Genomic DNA, 24,549 nt, shown 5'->3' on the forward strand with positions numbered 1-24,549 from the left:
AGCCGATTACTTGCTTTGTGCCGTCGTCCATTGCACGGCGAAGACGCTGGCTAAGACGATTGCCAAACCCAGAAACGCCGTACCGGTCATCGACTGTGAAAGTAACACCCAACCCAGCACCACGGCAGTTAACGGACTCAATAATCCTAATGACGCAACGGCAACTGTCGGCAGACGGGTTATGCCATGAAACCACAGCCCATAAGAGATCACAGCACCAGCCAGGCAGAGATAGATATAGGCGGCGTATTGCGATAGCGTTAACGCAGGCAGAGGCGCATCGACTACCCACGCGACGGGTGCCAGCATCAATCCGCCGAGGAAGAGTTGCCAGCCGGTCAGCGGCAGTACGGGCAAATCAAGTTGCCAGCGACGTGTTAACCAGACTCCCGTCGCCATACAGACCGCGCCCAACAGCGCGGCCGCGACGCCCACGGGCTCAAATGTCGTCTGCGGCGACAGCAGTAAAATAGCCATGCCGACCACACCGATTATTGCCGACCACAGCGTCGCCAGTCTGGGCGTGCGATGATCCACGGCCCAGACCAACACCATCACCAGCAGCGGTTGGATCGCGCCGAGGACTGCCGCCAGCCCACCAGGCAAGCGATAAGCGGCGACAAACAGCAGTGCCTGAAAGACGCCGATATTCAAAGCGCCGAGCACAAGCACGCGCCACCAGTCTCGCCGTGCGGGGAAACGGCGAGTGAATAAGAGCAGTAGCAGACCCGCAGGCAATACACGGATAAGCGCCGCCGTAAAAGGGCGATCCGGCGGCAGGATTTCTGATGTCACGATGTAGGTCGACCCCCAAATCGCGGGAGCCAGCGCCGTGAGTAGGACGTCACGCCAATAGTGTGGTGAGGATATCGTGTTCATGACTTTACCTTCAATTCAAGATATCATGATAGTGTTGATTAATTACCTTGAAGTCAAGATAAATGAAAAATCAAACCAGCGAACGCGAATATGATGCGGTAGATGCCATTCTTGAACAGTGGCGGCGCGAACGGCCCGATCTGGATGCCAGCCCCATGGGGCCGATTGGACGCCTCAGACGCTGTGCGGCGTTCATCGAACTGAGACTGGAAGCCTGTTTCTCCAGATTTGAACTGAGCAGTTGGGAGTTTGATATGCTGGCTACGCTGCGGCGTGCAGGTGCGCCACATTGCCTTAGCCCGACGGAGCTGTTCTCCGCGCTGATGGTGACGTCAGGCACCATGACCCACCGACTCAAACGCCTTGAAACCCGAGGCTTTATCGAACGCGTGCAGAACGAACAGGATGCGCGCAGTATGCTCGTGCAACTCACTAGCACGGGACTTGAACTGATTAACCGCGCGGTTGAAGCACACATTGAGAATGAGCGTCAGGTGTTATCGGTGCTGCCTGCCGAGGTTCTGGCTTCTCTTGATGCTAACCTTGCTGCGCTATTGCGAGGGCTGGAGAGTGACGCCGGGGGCGCTCAATCAGTAAAAAGGGCGTTTCCAGCGCGTTAAGCCAGTCAATATTGTTCATTATGCACCTTCAGTTTGTTTAGCCTGCTGCCAGGCGGCAAGAATGCGTTGGCCGATATATAAGTCCTGAATGGACAAGCCGGAACTGTCAAACACGGTGATATCGTCCGGTGTTTGTCGTCCTGCTGCGCTTTTGCTAATCACATCGCCAATGGCGGTCAGCGTTACATGGGTTGGCGCGTGTTGGAAGTCACCGATCATGCGGGACTGGGAAGGCAGATCGCAAAACAGGCGACCTGCGGTAAACAGCTTTGGCGGCAGTTCCTGCTTGCCGACGGCGTCCGATCCCATGCTGACAACGTGCGTTCCGGTGTTAACCCATTCGGCGTTAAACAGCGGCGTGCGTGATGGCGTTGCGGTCACGATGATATCCGCCGCGCGACATGCGCTTTCGGCATCGCTGACGTGCGCATCCAGTCCGACTGCCTTGAATTCTTGCGCCATCTCTGCGGATTTTCTGCTATCGCGCCCGACGATCAGCAGGGTACGAATGGGGCGTATTCTTGCCAGCGCGGCGCACTCATAGCGCGCCTGATTGCCGGTGCCGAACACGGCCAGCACTGAGGCATCGGGTCTTGCCAGCAAATCGGCGGCAACGGCGTTGGCAGCGGCGGTACGAAAGGCGTTCACCTTTCCGCCTTCAATCGCGACGGCGATTTTGCCGATTTGCTGATCGAACAGCAGAATGAGGGAATTATGGCGAGGCAGCCCGTTAGCGGGGTTTCCCGGCCAGAACGAACCGACTTTTAGTCCCGCGAGTTCATAGGTTGCTGAGGCCTTAATGCTGAAGGTGTTGATCGGATCGGAGCCTTGCCCGTGCACCACTGGAAAACTGCGTGCTTCCGGTTTGCTGGCGGCGATCAGGGCTTCACGAACGGCGTCATAAGCCAGTTCATGGCTGATAAGTGCTGCCGATTCCGCTTCAGAAATAAAGATCATCATTTTTCCTTAGGCATTGCCGGTCAGAAATGCGCCGTAGCGGCTGATATCGACATTCCCACCGCTGATAATAATGCCGATGCGTTTACCGCGTAGTGATTCCCTGAGATTGCGCGCCGCTGCAAAGCTGAGGCATCCTGTTGGCTCCACGACGATCTTCATGCGCTCGGCATAAAACCGCATCGTGTCAATCAGGTCATCGTCCGTCACGGTCAGAATATCGTCGACGTTCTGACGAATCAGGGCGAAGGGATAGCGGCCGAGTTGCTGTATTTGTGCGCCATCGGCAATGGTTTGCGGTGTGTCGATATGCACGATATGGCCACTGCGAAACGATTGCTGCCCATCGTTGCCCGCGAGAGGTTCGACGCCATAAACTTTGCAGTGTGGAGACAACTGACGGGCGGAAAGCGCAGATCCCGCCAGCAGACCCCCACCACCTACGCAGACGAACAAGGCATCCAATTCGCCAGTCTCTTCCAATAGCTCTTTCACCACCGTTCCTTGCCCAGCAATAACATGCGGATGGTCGAAAGGGGGAATGAGCGTCAGGCCATGCTTTTTCGCCAGATCGTTACCGATCTGCTCACGATCTTCAGTGTACCGATTGTATTGCACCACGTTGCCACCGTAGCCCCGTGTTGCGGCGATCTTTATCGCGGGGGCATCGTGAGGCATGACAATCGTTGCGGGAATACCGAGTAATGTGGCGGCCAGCGCAATCGCCTGCGCATGGTTACCGGAAGAGAAGGTGACCACGCCAGCCGCTTTTTGCGCGTCAGTGAATTGTAATAAGGCATTCATGGCACCGCGAAACTTAAATGCGCCTGTACGCTGGAAGTTTTCACACTTGAAGAAAACCTCTGCGCCGAATGTGTCATTGACCGTGCGTGATGTCATCACTGGCGTTTTATTGGCATAGCCAGCAATACGTTCCGCTGCGGCTACCACGTCGTCGAAAGTGGGGAGGCGTAAGTCGTTCATAGTTGGATAATCCGATGTGAGTGATTATGAATACCGGAACCGTCGTCCCGATACTGTCGAATGCGTCATAAACAAAATATATAAAATTAGATAAATTGTCTAATTTGATTTGTCTTTAGGTTTTTGACTACCGTGAGGTGCATCGCGTGCCGCTGAAAAAAATAGGAATGAGTACGTGTCACGGAAGCAGGAGCGACCGCTGACGACATCGCGTGTGGTACTAAATCAAGTGTACTTACAGTACACTCAGCGCCAGAAAACGCGCTTGCGCAAGCATGGGTAGAGGAATGGGAGAGGAATATGTCTGCATCTGGAGAAGGCCTGCTGCTCACGCAGTTAGAGGTGATAGCCAAAGGGCTGAGCGAAACGTTCGCGCCATTCTGTGAAGTGGTTGTGCACGATCTGAAGAACCCAGAACACGCGATACTTTCCATTCACAATAACCTCTCCGGCAGGGAGGTGGGGGCGCCCGCGACGGAACTGGGTCTTGCCCGCATCGCCTCGCCCGAGTTTCCCAATATCTTGGCGAACTACGCCAACCAGTTTGCGGACGGACGCCCAGTAAAAAGCACCTCGGTCGGCATCAAAAATGCGGAGGGCGACTATGTCGCGGCGCTGTGCCTGAACGTCGATATGACGCTCTTTCGCGGCATGCAAAATGCGCTGGCGCAGTTCACACAGCTCTCGTCGGACTCCGTAACGGAGCATCTGGAGCCAAACGGCGCAGCGGCGATCAGACAACACATCGATCACTTCGCCGCCCGGCTTGCCACCACGCCACGGGCATTAAAAGCGCAGGACAGAAAAATCCTGCTTCAGGAACTGAAAGATAGCGGCCTGCTGGAAGTCAAAAAATCGATGGAGACCATCGCACAACACCTCGGCGTATCGCGTGCTTCGGTGTATTTGTATGCGAAGGATTAGGGGTGGATCATAGGTTTTTTTCTGTTAGTTGCCATTTTCACCTCCATTAGATTCGTTCTCATTGAGATTATTATCGCCTAAAAAATACTCACCTTCAACGTCGTCGTTTACTACCTGAATGTCTTCACGAAGCCATTGAAGAAGATTTTCTGAAGAGCGCCACAGTATCGTTTTGCTACCTCCCGTTACCAATCCTCACCTATACTCGCTTCACTGCCCGATTTGCCAACGAGCGGCCATGTCGGGTGTGGTGGAACGAAAACGCGAGGAGTAGGTATGGGTATTCTGTCCTGGATTATTTTTGGCTTGATTGCGGGGATTCTGGCTAAGTGGATTATGCCCGGTAAAGACGGCGGCGGTTTTATCCTGACGGTGTTGCTCGGAATTGTTGGTGCGGTCGTAGGGGGTTACATCAGCGTTTTCTTTGGGTTCGGCCGTGTCGATGGCTTTAATTTCGGCAGTTTTGTGGTGGCGGTTGTCGGCGCGCTTGTCGTGCTGTGGGGATACCGCAAGATTCGGGATTAATTTTGTATCCGTTGCCCCTGTGCAGGGGCAACGTGCTTCCTTTCTTATTTCCTGTCTGATGGTTTTTCCCGCATATTCTTGGTGCTGTCAGTGCGCCACGCCTAATGCGTTACGATGCTATCCAGCGCCCGCAGGTGTTCCGGTTGCCATGACAGATTGACTTCGGTGCCGGCTTTCCAGTGCGGCTGAATCTCGTTGGCGGGGAGTTTCACCATAAACTGCGGCTGGCCTGCCACTTCCGTCATCATCCTGACGTGATCGCCCAGATAGATGAACTGCTGAATGCGGGCTTTGACGTGCTGCATGCCGTCATCGACGTGAGCCGCGTTGACGTGAATACGTTCTGGACGGATGCAGAGCGTAATTTTTCGGCCTGACGAGCTAGGACGGACTTTCAGTGCGCGTAGCGAAGTGCCGTCGTCCAGCGTTGCTCGATAGAATGCGCCTTCGGCCTCGGCACGCGTGGCGAGCAGCGTATTGTTTTCGCCGATAAACTGCGCCACAAACGCATTCTCCGGTTTTTCGTAGATGTCGCTGGGGCTGTCCATCTGTTGAATCACGCCATCGTTAAACACGGCGACGCGGTTGGACATGGTCATCGCTTCGCTCTGGTCATGGGTGACGTACACCACGGTTAACTCCAGCGACTGGTGTAGCTCTTTAATTTCCAACTGCATATGCTCACGCAGTTGCTTATCCAACGCGCCCAAAGGTTCATCCATCAGCACCAGCTTTGGCTCGAAAACCAGTGCGCGAGCCAGCGCCACACGCTGCTGCTGGCCGCCGGACATCTGGGCGGGATAGCGATCGGCTAGACTGGTGAGCTTCACGCGATCCAGTACCCGATCCACCTTCTCTTTGATATCGGCACGGTTCAGGCGGCGGATGGAGAGTGGAAACGCCAGATTCTCCGCCACGGTCATGTGGGGGAACAGCGCGTAGTTCTGAAACACCATGCCGATGTCGCGCTGGTGCGGCGGGAGATGGTGCAGCGGGGCGTCGCGCAGCATAATTTCCCCCTGCGTCGGGGTTTCAAAGCCGGCGAGCATCATCAGACTGGTGGTTTTTCCCGAGCCGGATGGCCCAAGCAGGGTCAGAAATTCACCTTCATGGATATCCAGATTAAGGTTTTTTACGATCAGGCGGTCGCCGTCATAGGTCTTCTGAACATTCTTGAAGCTGACATAATTTCTCATTTTTCACTCTCCGGCAGTCACTTGTTATTCATAAGAATGCATAAACCATGCCGGATGTTTAGCGAGTAGAAAATACCGCGTTGCAATGCGTCATAACGCCATTGTTCACGACAACGGGTGCGCAGTAATGGGGCGCATCGAGGGCGGGTGGCACCGTAACGGTGCGAAGGAACGCATATAAAAACGGGAGCTGTCAGGCGTCAGAATGAGGGGGATTCAGCGCCTGAATACAGGCCACAATCACGGAAAAAGCCTGCGTCATGTGGCTCTCTTCCACGCTGGCGTAGCCCAGTAATAAACCGCGCTGCGGCGTCGGTTGCAGATAGTAGCTGGAAAGCGGTTTGACCATCACGCCACGGCGCAAAATCGCAGCACTCAATACAACATCATCGATGTGGGAAGGCAGGCTGAGCAGCATATGCAGCCCAGCGTTGCTGTTGTCTCCGACGTAATCTGCCCCCAGATGCTGTTCGATTAGTGACGTCAATAGCGCGCGACGTTTGGCATACAGCAGACGCATACGGCGGATATGCGCGGCGTAGTGGCCTTCGCGGATAAACTGCGCGAGCGTCGCCTGCGTGAGCCAGTGCCCGCCGCGATAGAGTTCGGAATGTGCCGTCTTCAGCGACTGCGCCAGCAGCGGTGGTAGCACCATGTAACTCACACGCAGGCCGGGGTAGAGCGTTTTACTGAATGTGCCGATGTAGATCACCGGCGATTGCGCCTGTAACCCTTGTAACGCGGGAATCGGGCTACCGGAAAAGCGAAACTCGCTGTCGTAATCATCCTCAACGACCCAGCAGCCGTGCTCCTGCGCCAGTGCCAGCAGCCGTTGACGCCGCGCCAGACTCATCACCGCACCCAGCGGATACTGATGTGACGGTGTCACGCAAATCAGGCGTGGAGCATCGTCGGGTGAGAGCGCTTCTGGCGGTACCAGCCCTTGTTCATCCACATCGACGGGAGCAATGCGCAGACCGTTAATCGTCAGGACATTACGAATGCCCCAATAGCAGGGATCTTCAATCCAGGCCAGATCGCTGGGGTTGCACAGCATTTTAGCCAGCAAATCCATCGCCTGATGAGTGCCTTCGGTAATCAGAATCTGCTCCGGCGTACATTCCACAGAACGGGCGACGCGCAGGTAATCCACCAATGCCAACTGTAGTTCGGGGCAACCGCCAATCGGCGAATAGGAGAGCTGTTCGGGTCGAACACGCTTTGTCAGGCGCGTTTGAATACGCCGCCATAAATCATGAGGGAAGCTGGCGATATCTGGGATGCCGGGCATAAACGCCCCCCATTGCCGGACGGAAGCACCGGCATAGCCCAGTAGATGCATGCCGCGACGCGAGAGCTCATGCTTAGGCTCACGTATCTCCCCGGCGTTGTCGCTGTTCACCGGCTGCATATTGCCATCGGGTAACTGTTCCGTGACGAAAGTCCCGCTTCCTTTGCGCGCTTCAATATAGCCTTCTGCCAGTAGCTGTTCGTAAGCCGTCAGTACGGTATTGCGCGACAGCGACAACTGCTGCGCCAGATCGCGTGATGACGGCAAACGCTCGCCAGCGGCAATCGCGCCATCAAGAATTGCTAGCCGAATGCAGTCGTACAAACGCTTGTTCAGCGCGCCGTCTTGTTGGTTTGCTAAACGCTGAAGCAATAAGTCGGTCAGAAGTGAGCGCAAAAAGTGGATCCTTCAAATATTCAAAACTGGCACTGGATTATAGAACCATCTCGCGTCTAAATGACATCATCATCTTGTAACTAAACTAGCAATCATCGTTCGACTCACCATCGTTCAACGACTAACCGATGTGTTTGAGATACCGGAGCAGACCATGAAGAATAGCGAACTGAATCAACGCCGTCTGGCCGCCACACCGCGTGGTGTGGGTGTCATGTGTGATTTCTATGCCGAGCGTGCGGAAAACAGCACCCTGTGGGATGTGGAAGGGCAGGAATTTATCGATTTTGCCGCCGGGATTGCGGTACTGAATACCGGCCACCGCCACCCGAAGATTGTCGCGGCGGTGCGTGAGCAGTTGGATCGCTTTACCCATACGGCCTACCAGATTGTGCCTTACGGCAGTTATGTCACGTTGGCCGAGCGCATCAACGCGCTGGCACCCATTGACGGTGCGGCAAAGACCACGTTCTTTACCACCGGTGCTGAAGCGGTAGAAAACGCGGTGAAAATCGCTCGCGCATACACCAAACGCCCCGGCGTGATCGCCTTCAACGCGGCGTTCCACGGCCGCACGCTGCTGACGATGACGCTGACGGGCAAAGTGGCACCGTATTCCACAGGGTTCGGCCCGTTCCCCGGCTCTATTTTTCACGCGCTTTATCCGAATGAGAAGCAAGGCATCACCGTTGAACAGGCGTTGGAAAGCGTCGAACGTCTGATGCATACCGACATCGCCGCCGATCAGGTTGCCGCTATTCTGCTGGAGCCGGTACAGGGCGAAGGCGGTTTCCACGTCGCGCCGCCAGCCTTTATCAGCGGGCTGCGTAAACTGTGTGACGAGCATGGCATCCTGCTGATTGCCGACGAAGTGCAGACGGGCTTTGCGCGTACCGGTAAGCTGTTTGCGATGGAATATTATGCGGAGAAAGCGGATCTGATCACCATGGCGAAAAGCCTGGGCGGCGGCTTCCCGATCTCCGGTGTCGTCGGTCGTTCTGACGTCATGGACGCTCCCTCGCCGGGCGGATTGGGCGGCACCTATGCGGGTAACCCACTGTCGGTTGCTTCGGCGCTGGCGGTATTGGACGTGATTGAAGAAGAGAAATTGTGCCAACGCGCACAGCGTCTGGGTGCCGCACTGGTGGAAACACTGGAGAAAATCAAAGCGCAGTGTCCGGCACTGGTGGCGATTCGTGCACAGGGGTCGATGGTGGCGGCAGAGTTTAACGATCCGAATACGGGTAAACCGTCGGCAGAAATTACCCGCCAATTTCAGAAAAGCGCGTTGGAAGCCGGTCTGCTGCTGCTGACCTGTGGCGTACATGGCAACGTGATCCGTTTCCTGTACCCGTTAACGGTGCCTGACGATCAGTTCAGCAAGGCGATGAACATCCTGACGCGCGTATTAACACGATAGAAGAGAAGCTATGCAACTGAAATCATCCATTTCATTGAAACAAAAAACTTTATTCCGTCAACACTGCCTGATTGACGGCGAGTGGCAAGACAGCCAAAGCGGTGAACGTCTGGATGTCACCAATCCGGCGACGGGCGCGGTGTTGGGTAGTGTACCGTTAGTGACGGTGTCACAAACTGAGCGGGCGATTGCCGCCGCAGAGTTGGCGTTAGTTGAATGGCGTAAAAAGACGGGAAAAGAACGTGCCGCGCTATTGCAGGCGTGGGCGCGCCTGATTATGGACAATCAGGAAGATCTGGCTGCGCTGCTGACGGCGGAGCAGGGAAAACCGTTGGCGGAAGCGCGGGGCGAAATCGCCTATGCGACCAGCTTCATCGACTGGTTTGCGGAAGAAGCCAAGCGCATTGAAGGCAGCGTGCTGCAATCCCCGCAGGGGCAGCAGCGTTTGCTGGTGATTAAGCAGCCCATTGGCGTGTGTGCCGCGATTACGCCGTGGAATTTCCCGGCGGCAATGATTACGCGTAAGGTCGGGCCCGCGCTGGCGGCAGGCTGCACGATGATCGTTAAACCTGCCGAGCAAACGCCGTTTACCGCGCTGGCGCTGGCGGAACTGGCGCAGCAGGCTGGTATTCCGCGCGGCGTATTGCAGGTCATCGTCGGTGATGCGCAGTCGGTCGGTAAAGTGCTGTGTGATAGCCCGGTGGTGCGCAAGTTGAGCTTTACCGGCTCGACGGAAGTGGGCCGTATCCTGATGGCGCAAAGCGCGCCAACGGTGAAAAAGCTGTCGCTGGAGCTGGGTGGCAACGCGCCGTTTATCGTGTTCGATGATGCCGATGTGGAGCAGGCGGTGAAAGGCATTCTGGCCTCCAAGTTCCGTAATAGCGGTCAGACCTGCGTCTGCGCCAACCGGATCTACGTGCAGAACGGTATTTACCCGACGCTGGTCGAACGGCTAGTTGAGGAAGTGCGCAAGTTGAACGTCGGCGACGGTACACAACCGGGCGTGACGCAGGGGCCGCTGATTGATGCCGATGCGGTTAGCAAGGTTGAACAGCACATTGCTGATGCGTTATCGCGCGGGGCAACGCTGCTGTTGGGTGGTAAACGCCACGAACTGGGCGGCACGTTCTTCACGCCAACCATCGTCGGCGGGGTGACGCGCGAAATGCGTTTTGCCCGCGAAGAGACGTTCGGGCCTGTGGCACCACTGTTCCGCTTCAGCGATGAGGCCGAGGCGATAGCGATGGCGAATGATACCGAGTTTGGGTTGGCAGCTTATGTCTACACGCGTGATGCCGTGCGTCAGTGGACGGTGCCGGAAGCGCTGGACTACGGCATGGTCGGCATTAATACCGGGTTGATCTCGAATGAAGTCGCGCCGTTTGGCGGGGTGAAGCAGTCTGGGCTGGGGCGTGAAGGGTCACGTTTCGGTATCGAGGACTATTTGGAAATGAAATATCTCTGCGTTGATCTTTCACGGTAGACCGTCGGTAAGAAACGCGTGTCGATAGCCCCTATCGGCACGCGCACACCCGACGCGCAATGTGTCCGGATGGTGCAAGACAATGGTGGCTTGCACCACAACATGGCAAAAATGGCGAAATGGCATCAGATGTAGAGGGGGGTTGTGTATCTCTGATGCTTCTCCTCACCGTTCCCGCCGTCGCGATAGTAAAACATCAATAAAATTTTCGAATTGGCACAATTTATGCTCATATTTTTTTGCGTGATTATCATGATACATGATGCATCAAAAATGCAGCGCACAAAAATTGTGGTTCGTATTTGACCTTATTACGTTGGCTAACACTCCAGGAGCAAAACGATGTCCAAACTCAACAACACATCCAAAGCGAAAGGCCTCTTCAACCGTCCGGTACTGAAGAAAATGGCGGCCGCGGCTTTTCTGGTGACGATGGCCTGTCAGGCGCAGGCGGAATCCTTCACGGTGATCTCATTCGGCGGGTTAAACAAGGATGCGCAGGATAAGGCATTTTACAAACCGTTCGCTACGGCGGGCAAAGGCACGGTGGAAGCCGGCGAGTATAACGGTGAAATGGCGCGTATCCGGGCGATGGTGGAAACCGGACAGGTAGGCTGGGACGTCGTAGAAGTCGAAGGCCCTGAACTGATGCGAGGCTGTAGCGAAGGGCTGTTTGAACCGCTGGACTGGTCAAAACTGGGCGATCAATCTCAGTTTGTTAAAGGCGCGGTGACCGAGTGCGGTGCGGGGATTTTCCTGTGGTCTACCGTGCTGACCTACAACGCAGAGAAGCTGAAACAGGCACCGAAAAGCTGGGCCGACTTCTGGAATGTGAAAGATTACCCCGGCAAACGTGCGCTGCGTAAAAGTGCCAAATTTACGTTGGAAATCGCGCTGCTGGCCGATGGCGTGAAGCGTGACGATCTCTACACGGTGTTGGCGACGCCAGAAGGTGTCGAGCGCGCCTTTAAGAAATTGAATCAGATCAAATCGAATATCCAGTGGTGGGAATCCGGTGCACAGCCGCTGCAATGGTTGGTGTCGGGCGATGTGGTGATGACGTCTGCCTATAACGGCCGCGTCTCGGCGGCGCAGAAAGAAGGGCATGACTTCAAGATCGTCTGGGCTGACAGTATTTACGATCTGGATAGCTGGGCGATCGTCAAAGGCTCCAAGCACAAGGCACTGGCGGAGCAGTTTATCGCGTTTGCCAACCAACCGGAAAACCAGAAGGTATTCGCCGAAAACATCCCGTATGGCCCAACGCACGTCAAAACCACCAGCCTGCTGGCACCAGCGGTCGCCGCCAATCTGCCGACCGCACCGGATAATCTGGCACAGGCCTTGCAAGTCGATACTGAGTTTTGGATCGATCATGGCGAAGAGCTGGAGCAACGTTTTAATGCCTGGGCCGCGCAGTAACGCCGCAGTGAGTGACCGTACGTGATGATGGAGAAAGAGCCTATGTCCCAAAGCGATGTCGTCGCCGCTGTAGCGTCTGGCGGAAACGAAGAAAATTCGACCTTGAAGCAGCAACTGTCGCTCGCGCAGAAAGCCTATAAAAAACGCTCTCTGCTGCTGATTGCACCGCTGTTTCTGTTTATCGTGGTGAGTTTTCTCTTCCCAATCACCTCGATTTTGGGGAAAAGCGTCTCCAACCCAGAATTGCGTGACAATATGCCACAGACCATTGCCGCGATGCGGCTTTGGTCGGGCAACGCTGTACCGGATGAAGCCGTCTTTCGGGCGCTGGTTAGCGATCTGCGCGATGCCCGCAGCAGCGGTAAGTTAAGCACGATCACTAAACGGTTAGGGTATGAAGGGGCGGAATACCGTACGCTGATTACCCGTACACTGCGTAAGCTGCCCGCAGAGGGCAGCGGCGACATACGCGCTCAATTAATACGCGAACAGCCCATGTGGGGCGAGTTGGCGACCTGGCAAACGTTCGATCGCGCGGCGCGGCCTTTCACCAGCTATTACCTGCTGGCGGTGTTTGACCACAAAGTCGATGCCACCACGCAGCAGATTGTCCCGCAGCCTGCCGATCAGGCGCTGTATGTCGATGTGCTGCTGCGTACGCTGCTGATGGCGGGTGTGGTGACGCTGCTGTGCGTGGGGCTGGGATACCCGCTGGCCTATTGGCTGGCGAAACAGCCCTCTAACCGCGCCAACCTGTTGCTGATTCTGGTGCTGTTGCCGTTCTGGACATCGCTGATTGTGCGGACGGCAAGCTGGATTGTGCTGTTGCAGTCCGGTGGCTTGATCAACCGTTCGCTGATGCACATCGGCATGATCGACGAGCCGCTGGTACTGGTGTTCAACCGCATCGGTGTCTACATCTCAATGACCCACATTTTGCTGCCGTTCTTCATTTTACCGCTGTACGCGGTGATGAAAGGCATTTCCCCGAACTACGTACGCGCGGCGATTTCGCTGGGTGCACATCCGTTTATCGCCTTCTGGCGGGTTTACGTGCCGCAAACCTACGCGGGCGTGACGGCAGGGGCGCTGCTGGTCTTTATGATGGCGATTGGCTACTACATTACGCCTGCGCTGCTGGGCGGGCCGAGTGACCAGATGCTGAGTTATTTTGTCGCGTTCTTCACCAATACCACCATGAACTGGGGAATGGCGGCCGCGCTAGGGACGCAGTTGCTGATCATCGTGACGCTGCTGTATGTCGTGTACATCCGTGTCACGCGCACCAATGCGGAAGCCGCGGCGCACTAAGCACACCTTATATTGGGGAGATAACAAATGAGACAGCAGGGTGAAGTGGTGATCCGTCTGTGGAACACGTTCTTTAATTTCTATGGGGCGGCGATGCTGTTGTTTTTAATCGTGCCCGTACTGGTGATTGTGCCGCTCTCATTCAATGCCGGTTCGTTTCTGAGCTATCCGTTGACGGGATTTTCCCTGCGCTGGTATCGCGAATTTTTTAACTCCAGCGAGTGGCTGGGCGCGTTGGGCAACAGCCTGCTGATTGCGCCGCTTGCCACGCTGCTGGCGACGGTGCTCGGCGTACTGGCCTCCGTCGGGCTGGTGCGTGGTGAATTTCGCGGGAAGTCACTGGTAATGGCGGTACTGATTTCACCGATGATTGCGCCGGTAGTGATTGTTGCCGTAGGGATGTTTTTCTTTTTCGCCAAACTGTCGCTGCTGAATAGCTATCTGGGGCTGGTATTGGCCCATGCGATGCTCGGCGTGCCGTTCGTGGTGATTACGGTCACGGCGGTATTGAAGAACTACGATCACAACCTGACGCGCGCCGCCGCCAGCCTGGGCGCTTCGCCGCTGCTGGCTTTTCGCAAGGTCACGTTCCCGCTGATTGCCCCCGGCGTGTTCTCCGGTGCGCTGTTTGCTTTCGCGACCTCGTTTGATGAGGTGATCGTCACGCTGTTTCTTGCCAGCCCGCGCCAACGCACGCTGCCGCTACAGATGTTTGCGGGTATCCGCGAAAACCTCGACCCGACGATAGCCGCCGCCGCCACCATGATGGTCGGTGCTGCGCTTATCCTGCTGATCGTGATGGAGATTTTACGCCGCCGCTCGGAGCGGCTACGGAGTGGGAACTAATCTGGCAAACATCATCAAAAAACAACCAGTGTAAGCGGCTCGGTTGTTATCCGGCGTAAGAAATTATGCTGAGGAGATAGCAGGCTTAGGATGAGCGGCATGGATGCCGCGAAAGCTTGCGCCACGTAGGGAACGTGTCGCAAGCGGTCCGTTAAGCCTGATACCGACGAAGGCATCGCGCAGCGACATAATTAGCGCCGAAAAGCCAGGGTTCGCAGGGCGACGGCGAGTGAGCCGCCCTGCGTCGGGCGCGTGCTACGAGGTAGCATGAAATAACAGTACTGTAGCGCACGAAACGCTCTCTGATTCGGCATAAAAATGTGTTTAAGAGTGCGCTTCGTTAAGAGAAAAGACCGGTTTTCGCTGAAATTTTTTTCAGCTTTTTTTAAAACCCAATTGATGATGCATCAAACACCATTTTGATGTGTGCTGTGTAAAAAATGATTGTACAAAGGCTCAGGAGATTCGGTATGACAGTGCAAAAAACACTCTTGCTGACCGGTGCCAGCCGGGGAATCGGGCATGCCACCGTTAAGCATTTCCACGCGGCGGGGTGGCGGATCTTTACCGCGTCGCGCCAGAACTGGGCGGAGGAGTGCCCGTGGGCGGAAAAGTTGCTTAATCACATTCATCTTGATTTGGAAGATATCGACAGCCTGCAACAGACGTTACCGCTGATTAAGGAAAAGCTGGGCGGGCGGCTGGATGCACTGGTCGATAACGCAGGAATTTCACCAAAGGGTGCCGACGGGCAGCGGCTGGGCGTGCGTGACACGGACTATGCGGCCTGGCTGCGGGTCTTCAACGTCAATCTGTTTTCCTGCGCACTGCTGGCAAACGGCTTGTTCGACGAGCTAAAAGCGTCACAGGGCTGCGTGATTAATGTGACCTCGATTGCCGGATCGCGCGTTCATCCCTTTGCCGGCGTGGCTTACGCCACGTCAAAAGCGGCGCTGTCTGCGCTGACGCGGGAAATGGCCTTTGATTTTGGCCCACACGGCGTTCGTGTGAATGCGATTGCGCCGGGGGAAATTGAAACCTCGATTCTGTCACCAGGGACGGACGACATCATTGAACGGCAGGTGCCGATGCAGCGTTTAGGTAAACCCGAAGAAGTGGCAAGCCTGATCTATTTTCTCTGCACCTCCGGTGCTTCTTATGTCAACGGCGCGGAAATCCACGTTAACGGAGGGCAGCATGTCTGACGGACGACGCACGGCACGTTTTTCCACTTTTCCCTCCGAGGCGTCCAATCAGCCGGTTTTTGCCGACGTTGCATCGCATGGCGATGATCTGATGACGCAGGCGGCTCCGCAGGTTTCCTGTCAGCAGGCATTGGCTATCGCGCAGCAAGAATATGACTTGTCTGGGCAGATGGCGCTGCTTCAGGGCGAGCGCGATATCAATTTCTGCCTGACGGTCACGCCCGATGAACGCTACATGCTGAAAGTCATCAATGCGGCGGAGCCCGCCGACGTCAGTGATTTTCAGACCGCGTTGCTACTGCATCTTGCTCAGCAGGCACCCGAATTGCCCGTACCGCGCATCAGGCCGACAACAGCGGGTCTGCCAGAAACGTGCGTTGAAATTGATGGCGTACTACTGCGCGTGCGACTGGTGAGCTATCTCGCAGGCATGCCGCACTATCTGGCTTCGCCTTCAACGGCACTGATGCCGCAACTGGGGGGCACGCTGGCGCAGTTAGACAACGCGCTTCACGGCTTTACGCATCCGGCGGCGAACCGTTCTCTACTGTGGGATATCAGCCGCGCAGAGCAGGTGCGTCCTTATCTCGATTTCGTTCCTGAGCGACAGCAGTATCAGCATCTTCAGCGCACTTTTGACCGTTATGACAGCCATGTCGCGCCCGAATTGGCGATGCTACGCCGCCAGGTCATTCATAACGATCTGAACCCGCATAACGTGCTGGTAGACGGTTCGTCGCCGACGCGGGTCACCGGCATTATCGATTTTGGCGATGCTGTCTTTGCCCCGTTAATCTGCGAAGTGGCGACGGCGCTGGCGTACCAGATTGGCGATGGCGCGGACCTGCTGGAACAGGTTGTGCCGTTTGTTGCCGCCTATCACCAGCACAGACCGCTGACATCGGCGGAGATCGCGCTGTTACCGGATTTGGTTGCGACCCGCATGGCGTTGACTCTGACGATTGCGCAATGGCGGGCATCACGTTACCCCGACAATCGGGCGTATCTGCTGCGTAATGTGCCGCGCTGCTGGCACAGTTTGCAGCGCATCGCGACCTATTCCCATACCCAGTTTGTGACTCGCCTACAGCAGGTTTGCCAGGAGAACGCGCGATGAATCAGAGAGAAATCACGCCTGAAATGACCACGACAGAGGCGCTGCTGGCGCGCCGTCAGCGAGTATTGGGCAGCGGCTACCGTCTGTTTTATGAAGAACCCCTGCATGTTGTTCGCGGTGAGGGGGTGTGGCTGGTCGATCATCAGGGGAAACGCTATCTGGATGTGTATAACAATGTGGCCTCGGTCGGACATTGCCATCCGGCAGTGGTTGAGGCGATGGCGCGACAGAGCGCACAGCTCAATACCCACACGCGTTATCTGCATCATGCAATTGTCGATTTTGCAGAAGATCTGCTAAGTGAGTTTCCTGCTGAGTTGAATAACGTGATGCTGACCTGTACCGGCAGTGAAGCCAACGATCTGGCATTGCGCATTGCCCGACATGCCACGGGAGGAACGGGCATGTTGGTGACGCGCTGGGCATATCATGGCGTGACCAGCGCGCTGGCAGAGCTGTCGCCGTCGCTGGGGGAAGGTGTTGCGCGTGGCCGCCATGTGAAGCTGATTGACGCACCGGATACCTATCGTCAGCCCGGCGCATTTCTTACCAGCATTCGTGAAGCGTTGGCGCAGATGCAGCAGGAGGGGATTCGTCCTGCCGCGCTGCTAGTGGATACGATTTTTTCCAGCGATGGCGTGTTTTGCGCGCCGAAAGGTGAACTGGCGCAGGCGGCGGCGCTGATCCGTCAGGCGGGCGGACTGTTTATCGCGGATGAAGTACAGCCGGGTTTTGGGCGCACGGGGGAATCAATGTGGGGCTTTGCGCGTCACGGTGTTGTCCCCGATCTGGTGAGTTTAGGGAAACCGATGGGCAACGGGCATCCTATCGCCGGATTGGTTGGACGTTCCGCGCTGTTCGATGCATTTGGGCGAGATGTCCGCTATTTCAATACGTTCGGCGGCAATCCGGTGTCCTGTCAGGCGGCGCACGCGGTGCTGCGAGTGATTCGGGAAGAGCAGTTGCAGCAAAATGCCCTGCGGGTTGGTGATTATCTGCGGCAAGGGCTACAGCAACTGGCGCAGGATTTCCCGCTGATTGGCGATATTCGGGCTTACGGTTTGTTTATTGGCGTAGAACTGGTCAGCGATTGTGAAAGTAAAGCGCCTGCAAGTGAATTTGCGTCGCAGGTCGTGAATATCATGCGCCAGCGCGGTGTGCTGATCAGCGCAACGGGGCCAGCGGCGAACGTGCTGAAAATCCGCCCGCCGCTGGTGTTTCAGGAAGAACACGCCGATGTGTTTTTAACCACGTTGAGCGACGTGTTAACAATCATCGACACCCGCACGTGGGAATAATCAGTCGCGCGGGTGACGTCAAAAGGGAAGGGGATTAGATACGGAACGCTGCAACGGCATGGCTGAGTTCATCCGCACGCTCGGACAGCGAACTGGCGGCCGCGGCGGCTTCGTTCACCAGCGCGGCGTTTTGTTGCGTGACCGTTTCCATCTGTGAAATCGCGATATTAATCTGCCCGATGCCCAGACTTTGTTCATTGCTGGCGGTGGAGATTTCGGTCACGATCGATGCCACGCGTTTGATGTCTTCCACCACGCTTTGAATCATGCTGCCCGCGTCGATGACGGCATGGTGTCCATGATTTGCCTGTTCGACGGACGTCCCGATCAGTTCTTTGATCTCTTTCGCCGCGTTGGCGCTGCGCTGTGCCAGCGTGCGGACTTCGCCTGCGACGACCGCAAAGCCTCGGCCTTGTTCGCCCGCACGGGCGGCTTCCACGGCGGCGTTCAGCGCGAGGATATTGGTCTGGAACGCGATGCCATCGATCACGCCGATGATATTGGTGATTTTCTCTGCGGATGACACCATTTGCTGCATTGCTGATGTCACATCGCCCATCATCTTGCCGCCGTCAACAGCGCGCTGTGAGGCGGTGGTTGCCAACTGGCTGGCGTGAGCGGCATGGGTGGCGTTCTGTTTGACCGAGGACGTCATTTGTTCCATTGATGCCGCGGTTTCTTCCAGTGAACTCGCCTGCTGCTCGGTTCGTGAGGAGAGATCGATATTACCGCTGCTGATCTGGCTGGATGCGGTTGCAATAATGTCGGCGTTGCTGTGTACACGCTCTACGATATCGGTTAGGTTCAGCACCATTTCTCGCAGTGCAGTTTGCAGCTGTCCCATTTCATCGTTCGACGTAATTTCGATGCGGTGCGTCAAATCGCCATTTGCCACTTTTCTGGCTAAATCTACGGCATTTTTTATCGGTACGGCAATCGAGAGAATCAATCGCCAGCCTGATAGGGCAACGATAACGATCCCCGCCAAAAGGGTAATCACTACGGAAAGTAATATATTACTGAAACTATTTTGTGATTCAGAATAGAGTGCTTGCCCCACATCAGATTGTAATTTAATCAACTGGTCGGCAATCTTCTGTAGCGGGGCGTATTCGCTTTTTAATGTGTGGTTAATAATATATTCCAGCGTGTCTTTGTCATTTTTTTGTATTGCATGAATAGCGGGAAGGATAACTTTTTCATTGTACTGCTTGTATAAGACAACGTACTGTTCCTCTAATGTTTGTTCATCGCCTGTTAAATAGGTTTTGCTGTACAAGTCCCATTGCACATCATAAATCTTTTGTGCTTCTTTGATGTGCTCCAACCCCGTCTTGACGTCGTTCGGCTGTGAGAGGTCAACGCTGGCGATTTCAAACATCATGTTGTTCATCTGTCTGGTTACATTGCCCAGATACTCCAGAGCGACCAGCCGATCCTGATACAGCGTTTTCATCGACTGGTTGGTATTGTTCATACCAAAAAGCCCGATAAGAGAGACAACCAAAAGCAGTAATGCCATTAATGACATTACTGAGATTAATTTAAATTTAATGCTCATAAGTACCTCTGAATTACTCCGGGACAAGGAGCGGTATTCTTATATCGACAAAGAAAAGAGAATATTTATGTTGAGATAAACTAAAATTTAAAAATGGCATCAGGGGACTTGCGATAGCGTCAATTTACATTGATTTACAAATAGAATAGTATTTTATGCTGGTTTATGGAATGTAATAACTATATTGTCCTGCATGGAAAGTTAGCGTTACAGCTAACTGACGGAAATAATAGTTAAGGTAACGCCATCGTTGTCCTTTTTTTAAAAACCAGACGCAGCATTTTTTTAAAAAAATGAAACAAAACCAAAGTGAGAGAGACCTCTTGCTTGCCCGTGGCATGACCGGAGCTAGCGGGTTGAGCCACGGCACGCTATTGATCAATAGCAATAAAAGCCAGCATCGTTTCGCTGCCGTCCAGAATATCGGATTGGATTGCCTGTCGAGCGGCGCTGGCATCGCGCCGCTGGAGCGCCGCGAAGACCTCTTCGTGATGTTCGATCGCCATCTGAACGGAAAAATGTGCATAGGCCTGTGCAATTAGCGGGCCCGTACGCATCCACAGGCTGCCGATAAATTGCGTCAACAGCGGCATACGCGCCGCCTGCGCCAGAAACAGATGAAATTCGCTATTTAACCGCAGCGCTTCGCGTAGATTTTTCTCGTCGATCGCCAGACGATTCTGGCGAATATTCTCTTCAATCTGCCCCAGCATCTTCGGCGTAATGTGCGCGGCAGCCAGCTCGGCACCCGTGCCTTCCAGCGCCAGCCGCAATGTGCGGATCTCAATAAACTGGGCCTCGGTCAATTGAGGGACGCGGATATCGCGCGGCGTCTTGAGCACCAGCGCCTGTTCTTTCGCCAGTTGCAGGATCGCATCTCGCACCGGCGTGACGCTGGTACCAACCTGTGCGGCGAGCTCCCGTATTCTCAGGCGATCATCCGGTTTGAGTTGGCCAGTAATTAACGCCTCACGCAGCATGGTATAAACGCTGGAGCCCAGATAGCTGTGATTGATCTGCCCAATTGGATAATTCACTGTTCCCCCAGAGAGAAGCGCCACGCAACGTGATGAAATAAACATGAGTTCGCGCCGCAACAACCCGCGGCGATGAGGCGTTAATATACAATATGATGCATCAACGAGGCTATGGGTGTGTATCGCACGGGTGAAGAATCGACAAGAAAAGATCATGAAATACGCAGTAGGGTAAGTAGGGTAAGTAGGGTATGACGAGGTGTAACCAATCTAAAATTATTGGTTAAGGAAATATTTTATCGCGACTTAACGCAAACCCATTGTTATAAAATTATATATTACCTGACATATTGAGGGTAATGCCTTCAATCGATAGAAATTTCTGTTACCCTATGGGTATTTGAGGTTTTCTGTGGCTACCGTTACCGTCCATTGTCCCCGATGCCATTCAGATGAAATTTATCGCCATGGTCGTAGTACTTCACAACACGAGCGCTTTCGGTGTCGGTCATGTAAACGTGTTTTCCAGTTGACCTACACCTATGAAGCGCGGAAGCCGAGAGTCAAAGAACAAATCGTTGATATGGCGCATAACGGTTCCGCTCTTCCCTCTGTGTAAAAATAAATTGCAATCCTAATATTCTCATTTTGGTATGGTATTAAGTGATATCATTAAAATTGAAATCATTTCATAAGATAAATAATCCCATCCTATCTTTTTCTGATATTGCATCTGTCCCCACATGAAAGCGTGATCTCATTTTGTCTATTCAATATTTTTAACTATATCGTTCTCTTTTTCTTCGTATGTGTTTTTATTTAATCCTGTAAACTCGATGCTAATTATCCTAATGGAAGCGGGGAGATTATCCTCGGGCGGGAAATATATTAATGAAGGACCATGCGCTTTTTATTCCAATTTTATTTTTGACGATTCCATCTCGTCGATCCGATCCTGCGCGTCGCTGACTTGCGATCCGCTAGTTAGACCGTTGCCGTTTTAACGGCTGATCGTTGTCGTTTGTCGGTACGGGTTTTATTCATTAAGTGAAGGAAATCACAATGCAATACACTGGGAAGTACCTGAAGAAAACAGTGCTGATGCTGGCCATGATGGCTGGGCTCAGCGTCGGGCAAAGTCAGGCGGGCGTCGAAATTGAGACGCGCTCGCTGGATCAAATCTATCAGAGTGCGTTGAGAGAAGGCGGTACGGTTACTGTCTATGCTGGCGGTGACGTGCAGTCACAGCAGGCTGGTTTCAAGCGGGCGTTTGAGACACGTTTTCCCGGCATGAAGCTGAATGTGATTGTCGATTACAGCAAATACCATGATGCCCGTATTGATAACCAACTGGCTACCGGCACCCTGATTCCTGATGTTGTGCAACTGCAAACGGTGCAGAATTTCCCTCGCTGGAAAAAAGAAGGTGTGCTGCTGAATTACAAAGCGCGTGGCTGGGACAAAATTTACCCAGAATTCCGTGATGCAGATGGTGCCTGGACCGGTGCCTATGTCATCGCATTCAGTAATTTGGTCAACACTCAGCTTCTGGATGAAAAATCCTGGCCGCGCGAGGTTAATGATTACCTTCGTCCCAGCCTGAGAGGCAATTTGATTCTGGCTTATCCGAACGACGACGATGCGGTGCTGTTCTGGTACAAGCTGGCCGTGGATAAATACGGCTGGGATTTTGTTAAAAAATTGCAGGAGCAGGATCCCGTCTACGTGCGCGGTACCAACGTACCCGGTGCTGAGATCGCGACAGGAAAATACAGCGCGACCTTTACCAGTTCCGGTGCGCTTGTGCCAGCAGCAGATGCTGTGACCCGCTTTGTTCTGCCGAAGTCCGATCCTTTTGTTTCCTGGGCGCAACGTGCCGCTATCTTCAAACAGGCTAAACACCCGGAAAGCGCCAAGCTGTACCTGAGCTGGGTGCTGGATCCGCAAACGCAGACTCAGGTCTCGCGTATGTGGTCGGTGCGTACCGACGTTGAGCCGCCAGTGGGTTACAAACATATCTGGGAATACCGTAACACTCGTCCGCAGGAATTTGCTGATTTCATGTACGATCGCGGTGCGGTAGAACGTTTTCGCTCACAGCTGAGTTTGTATGTGGGGGAAGCGAAAGGCGAACCCACGCCGGGATGGCTTGGTGTGCACCCGGAAGTGCCTTTGGTTAACTAACGCTTGAGATTATTGCGTTACTCCATGCTGGTCACGTTCATCGTGGCCGGCATTACGTTCTGTAAGCTCCACATGTTAAGCACTTCTCGATTAAACACCACGCGATTAAGAATCACACCCGAGAATGGCGGCCTTGTTCTGTGAATAATTGAGCAAGATCACAAGAGGGGATTGCCAATGGCAGCGAACCACCATTGGCGTGTTGAGGAGTAACGCTTATTTCTTGTTGTTGGGCTTCAAGGTTTCGCCAACGTTCAACAGGAAGATCTCGTTATCGCGAGTGGACACGCGAGTTGAGCCATCTTCCATACGGTAGCCGCCTTCGGTGAAGCCGGCACCATTCAGGAACGGCGCAACGGACTGTGGCTGATTGCGCACCGCAGCTTCCAACGCTAACAGGGCATAAGGCTCGATGGTATCGACATCGGCATATTGTCTGTTGGGCTCGGCCATAAAGAAGCCGTTTTGATAACGTGTGCTGATAATGTTATCGCCCACTTTTTCCGCCAGCGACAGATAGTCTTTCACTTTGCTAGCCTGATACAGATCCAGCAGCGCGAACAGGGCGTAAGGATCGTTGTTCTTGGTGGCGAGGTCCACTTTAACCTCTTTACCCGGTGCTGAACCTAATTCACCCAGTCCCTGTGCGCGAGCAATGCCGCGTGCAACACGCCACAGCTCGGCGTCCGGTAACACGGTATAGGCGCGAGCATAGGAAAGCAGGAATGAATTGTCCGCAGGATAAGGCTTGATCACGGTGCCTTTTTTGCCGTAGTAACCGTCACGCGGCAGAACGTAGTTGGAGAGATCTTTGCCGTTAGCCAGCATCGGACGGAATGTGTTATCCGACTCGTTATAGGCATATTTGGCAAAGGCTTTCAGGCCATCGGTTGTCCACGTCAGAAGTTCTTTGCCTTCCGCGCCTAAATCTTTACCCAACTGCAGCTGCATGAGCGCATTTTCGGAATAGATTGTGCTGGTGCGTCCTTTCAGCATCATATTGCCTTCCAGCGCAGTGGGGCCGAACTCTGGGCCAAACTGACGCTGGGCGCGATCGCCGTATTTGGAATGCGTATCGGCATCGTCAGTCGTTTCATCGCGCTTCAGCGCCTGCGTAAACTGATATACGCCGAGCCCGGTCGCTTTATCCCGCGGCAGCACATACTGCTGTGCCAGACGTTTTGCCCAGACCAGCGCGCCGTCTTCTTTATTGTATTTGTACAGCAGCGAGGCGGAATAGATCAGATCGTTACCCGCATTCAGGAAGCTGAGGCCTTTGGTGGCGAAGAAGGGCGGCTGTTGCTCAAACTGGCTTTGCCAGAGCGCACCCATTTTTTGTCCGTATTTACCGTGGCGACTGGTTTCCATGATCTTCCAGTCATAAACGTGCGCATTCCAGAAACCGCGAATAAAGCGTGCGGTTGCATCTTTATCGACGCTGAACATCAAATCGTAGTAGGGATAGGCATTTTTCAGCTCATGCACCATCTCTTTTTCGCTCGGTCCTTCCGGCTGTAGCGTTTTTAGATCCACAAAACGGTGGCCGCCCCAAATCAGCAGGCCGCTCTCATCCTGATAGTGCTGAAAGTGATACTTCACTATCGCTTCGGCACGTTGCTTATAGCTGGGGTTTCCGCTCAGGTTACTGAGCCCGATCAGCACACGCATTAGGTTCTGTTGCGCGGAGAAGTTGGAGAGCACGGCCTGACGACCATCGGGGAAGATCCACTCCATCTGTTTGCCTGTGCGAGGATCGACACCATCAGCAAGTAATGGCGTAGGCGACTGGCCGTGATAGTGGTCGCCGGCTTTGGTCAGCACGTTATCAACATACTGATTGACGATGGTGAGGCGGTCAGGCGTCGCGGCGCTGGCCTGTAAAGCGACCAGACCCGCAAGGAGCGACAGCGCAAATCTTTTCATTTTATTTACCTGTGATGATTCATGCTTGTA

At 54.3% G+C, this 24,549-nt stretch carries 20 protein-coding genes and 2 pseudogenes; 13 read left to right on the plus strand and 9 right to left on the minus strand.

From position 1 onward, the window contains the following. Positions 1–6 precede the first annotated feature (6 nt). Positions 7–879 (minus strand): EamA family transporter, encoded by an 873-nt coding sequence (locus DMB82_RS10050; protein WP_116162902.1) that lies wholly within the window; start codon positions 877–879, stop codon positions 7–9. Between the two features lie 62 nt (positions 880–941). Between DMB82_RS10050 and DMB82_RS10055 the strand changes: the two genes are divergently transcribed. Continuing rightward, on the plus strand, positions 942–1,499 hold the full coding sequence (locus DMB82_RS10055; protein ID WP_102116453.1) for a MarR family winged helix-turn-helix transcriptional regulator: 558 nt from the start codon (positions 942–944) through the stop codon (positions 1,497–1,499). 18 nt (positions 1,500–1,517) lie between these two features. Here DMB82_RS10055 and DMB82_RS10060 read toward each other — a convergent pair whose 3' ends face one another. Next, entirely contained in the window at positions 1,518–2,456 is a 939-nt protein-coding gene (locus DMB82_RS10060; RefSeq protein WP_116162904.1) for an ornithine cyclodeaminase family protein, read from the minus strand. A 9-nt stretch (positions 2,457–2,465) separates the two neighbouring features. Next, the gene (locus DMB82_RS10065; protein WP_116162906.1) at positions 2,466–3,440 is read right to left on the minus strand and encodes a threo-3-hydroxy-L-aspartate ammonia-lyase; all 975 of its coding nucleotides are present in this window, start codon (positions 3,438–3,440) and stop codon (positions 2,466–2,468) included. A gap of 300 nt (positions 3,441–3,740) precedes the next feature. On the opposite strand from DMB82_RS10065, the gene DMB82_RS10070 reads away from it, so the two are divergent. Beyond that, entirely contained in the window at positions 3,741–4,364 is a 624-nt protein-coding gene (locus tag DMB82_RS10070; protein ID WP_102116456.1) for a helix-turn-helix transcriptional regulator, read from the plus strand. Between the two features lie 276 nt (positions 4,365–4,640). Further along, positions 4,641–4,889 (plus strand): GlsB/YeaQ/YmgE family stress response membrane protein, encoded by a 249-nt coding sequence (locus DMB82_RS10075; RefSeq protein ID WP_102116457.1) that lies wholly within the window; start codon positions 4,641–4,643, stop codon positions 4,887–4,889. Between the two features lie 101 nt (positions 4,890–4,990). Here DMB82_RS10075 and DMB82_RS10080 read toward each other — a convergent pair whose 3' ends face one another. Together DMB82_RS10080 and pdxR are read right to left on the minus strand one after the other, a co-directional pair. Beyond that, a complete protein-coding gene (locus DMB82_RS10080) occupies positions 4,991–6,085 on the minus strand; it encodes an ABC transporter ATP-binding protein (protein WP_102116458.1) in 1,095 nt (364 codons plus the stop codon). A 193-nt stretch (positions 6,086–6,278) separates the two neighbouring features. Further along, on the minus strand, positions 6,279–7,772 hold the full coding sequence (gene pdxR, locus DMB82_RS10085; RefSeq protein ID WP_102116459.1) for a MocR-like pyridoxine biosynthesis transcription factor PdxR: 1,494 nt from the start codon (positions 7,770–7,772) through the stop codon (positions 6,279–6,281). A gap of 154 nt (positions 7,773–7,926) precedes the next feature. Between pdxR and DMB82_RS10090 the strand changes: the two genes are divergently transcribed. From DMB82_RS10090 to DMB82_RS10125, 8 genes are all read left to right on the plus strand, one after another. Beyond that, on the plus strand, positions 7,927–9,192 hold the full coding sequence (locus DMB82_RS10090; RefSeq protein WP_116162908.1) for a 4-aminobutyrate--2-oxoglutarate transaminase: 1,266 nt from the start codon (positions 7,927–7,929) through the stop codon (positions 9,190–9,192). A gap of 10 nt (positions 9,193–9,202) precedes the next feature. Beyond that, positions 9,203–10,675, plus strand: a complete 1,473-nt coding sequence (locus DMB82_RS10095; RefSeq protein WP_102116461.1) for an NAD-dependent succinate-semialdehyde dehydrogenase — start codon at positions 9,203–9,205, stop codon at positions 10,673–10,675. Positions 10,676–11,017: 342 nt separating this feature from the next. Further along, on the plus strand, positions 11,018–12,097 hold the full coding sequence (locus tag DMB82_RS10100; RefSeq protein ID WP_116162910.1) for an ABC transporter substrate-binding protein: 1,080 nt from the start codon (positions 11,018–11,020) through the stop codon (positions 12,095–12,097). A gap of 42 nt (positions 12,098–12,139) precedes the next feature. Continuing rightward, positions 12,140–13,408 carry an ABC transporter permease gene (locus DMB82_RS10105; protein ID WP_102116462.1) on the plus strand — a complete coding sequence of 423 codons (1,269 nt, stop codon included), beginning with the start codon at positions 12,140–12,142 and terminating at the stop codon, positions 13,406–13,408. A gap of 27 nt (positions 13,409–13,435) precedes the next feature. Then, positions 13,436–14,254, plus strand: a complete 819-nt coding sequence (locus DMB82_RS10110; protein ID WP_039544793.1) for an ABC transporter permease — start codon at positions 13,436–13,438, stop codon at positions 14,252–14,254. Between the two features lie 470 nt (positions 14,255–14,724). Next, positions 14,725–15,459: an SDR family NAD(P)-dependent oxidoreductase gene (locus tag DMB82_RS10115; protein WP_116162912.1), complete on the plus strand. Its 735-nt coding sequence runs from the start codon at positions 14,725–14,727 to the stop codon at positions 15,457–15,459. Continuing rightward, complete coding sequence (locus DMB82_RS10120) at positions 15,452–16,576, plus strand: phosphotransferase (protein WP_116162914.1); 1,125 nt, start codon at positions 15,452–15,454, stop codon at positions 16,574–16,576. The genes DMB82_RS10115 and DMB82_RS10120 overlap by 8 nt, the downstream gene beginning before the upstream one ends. Further along, entirely contained in the window at positions 16,573–17,874 is a 1,302-nt protein-coding gene (locus tag DMB82_RS10125) for an aspartate aminotransferase family protein (protein ID WP_116162916.1), read from the plus strand. Before DMB82_RS10120 ends, DMB82_RS10125 begins: the two co-directional genes overlap by 4 nt. A 34-nt stretch (positions 17,875–17,908) precedes the next feature. Here DMB82_RS10125 and DMB82_RS20850 read toward each other — a convergent pair whose 3' ends face one another. The 3 genes and pseudogenes from DMB82_RS20850 to DMB82_RS10135 form a co-directional block, all read right to left on the minus strand. Further along, the gene (locus DMB82_RS20850; protein ID WP_478212266.1) at positions 17,909–18,718 is read right to left on the minus strand and encodes a methyl-accepting chemotaxis protein; all 810 of its coding nucleotides are present in this window, start codon (positions 18,716–18,718) and stop codon (positions 17,909–17,911) included. Between the two features lie 12 nt (positions 18,719–18,730). Then, positions 18,731–19,435: pseudogene (locus DMB82_RS20855) on the minus strand (Tar ligand binding domain-containing protein); the annotation flags it as partial. Between the two features lie 371 nt (positions 19,436–19,806). Then, the gene (locus DMB82_RS10135) at positions 19,807–20,472 is read right to left on the minus strand and encodes a GntR family transcriptional regulator (RefSeq protein ID WP_116155517.1); all 666 of its coding nucleotides are present in this window, start codon (positions 20,470–20,472) and stop codon (positions 19,807–19,809) included. Positions 20,473–20,824: 352 nt separating this feature from the next. Here DMB82_RS10135 and DMB82_RS10140 point away from each other — a divergent pair. Together DMB82_RS10140 and DMB82_RS10145 are read left to right on the plus strand one after the other, a co-directional pair. After that, positions 20,825–21,019: pseudogene (locus DMB82_RS10140) on the plus strand (IS1 family transposase); the annotation flags it as partial. A 455-nt stretch (positions 21,020–21,474) separates the two neighbouring features. Continuing rightward, on the plus strand, positions 21,475–22,596 hold the full coding sequence (locus DMB82_RS10145; RefSeq protein WP_116155291.1) for an ABC transporter substrate-binding protein: 1,122 nt from the start codon (positions 21,475–21,477) through the stop codon (positions 22,594–22,596). Positions 22,597–22,812: 216 nt separating this feature from the next. Here the strand turns inward: DMB82_RS10145 and DMB82_RS10150 are convergent, their stop codons facing one another. Next, on the minus strand, positions 22,813–24,519 hold the full coding sequence (locus tag DMB82_RS10150; RefSeq protein WP_116162922.1) for a pectate lyase: 1,707 nt from the start codon (positions 24,517–24,519) through the stop codon (positions 22,813–22,815). Positions 24,520–24,549 lie beyond the last annotated feature (30 nt).

It is taken from the genome of Pectobacterium aquaticum, assembly GCF_003382565.3.
In the GTDB taxonomy this organism is placed as follows: domain Bacteria; phylum Pseudomonadota; class Gammaproteobacteria; order Enterobacterales; family Enterobacteriaceae; genus Pectobacterium; species Pectobacterium aquaticum.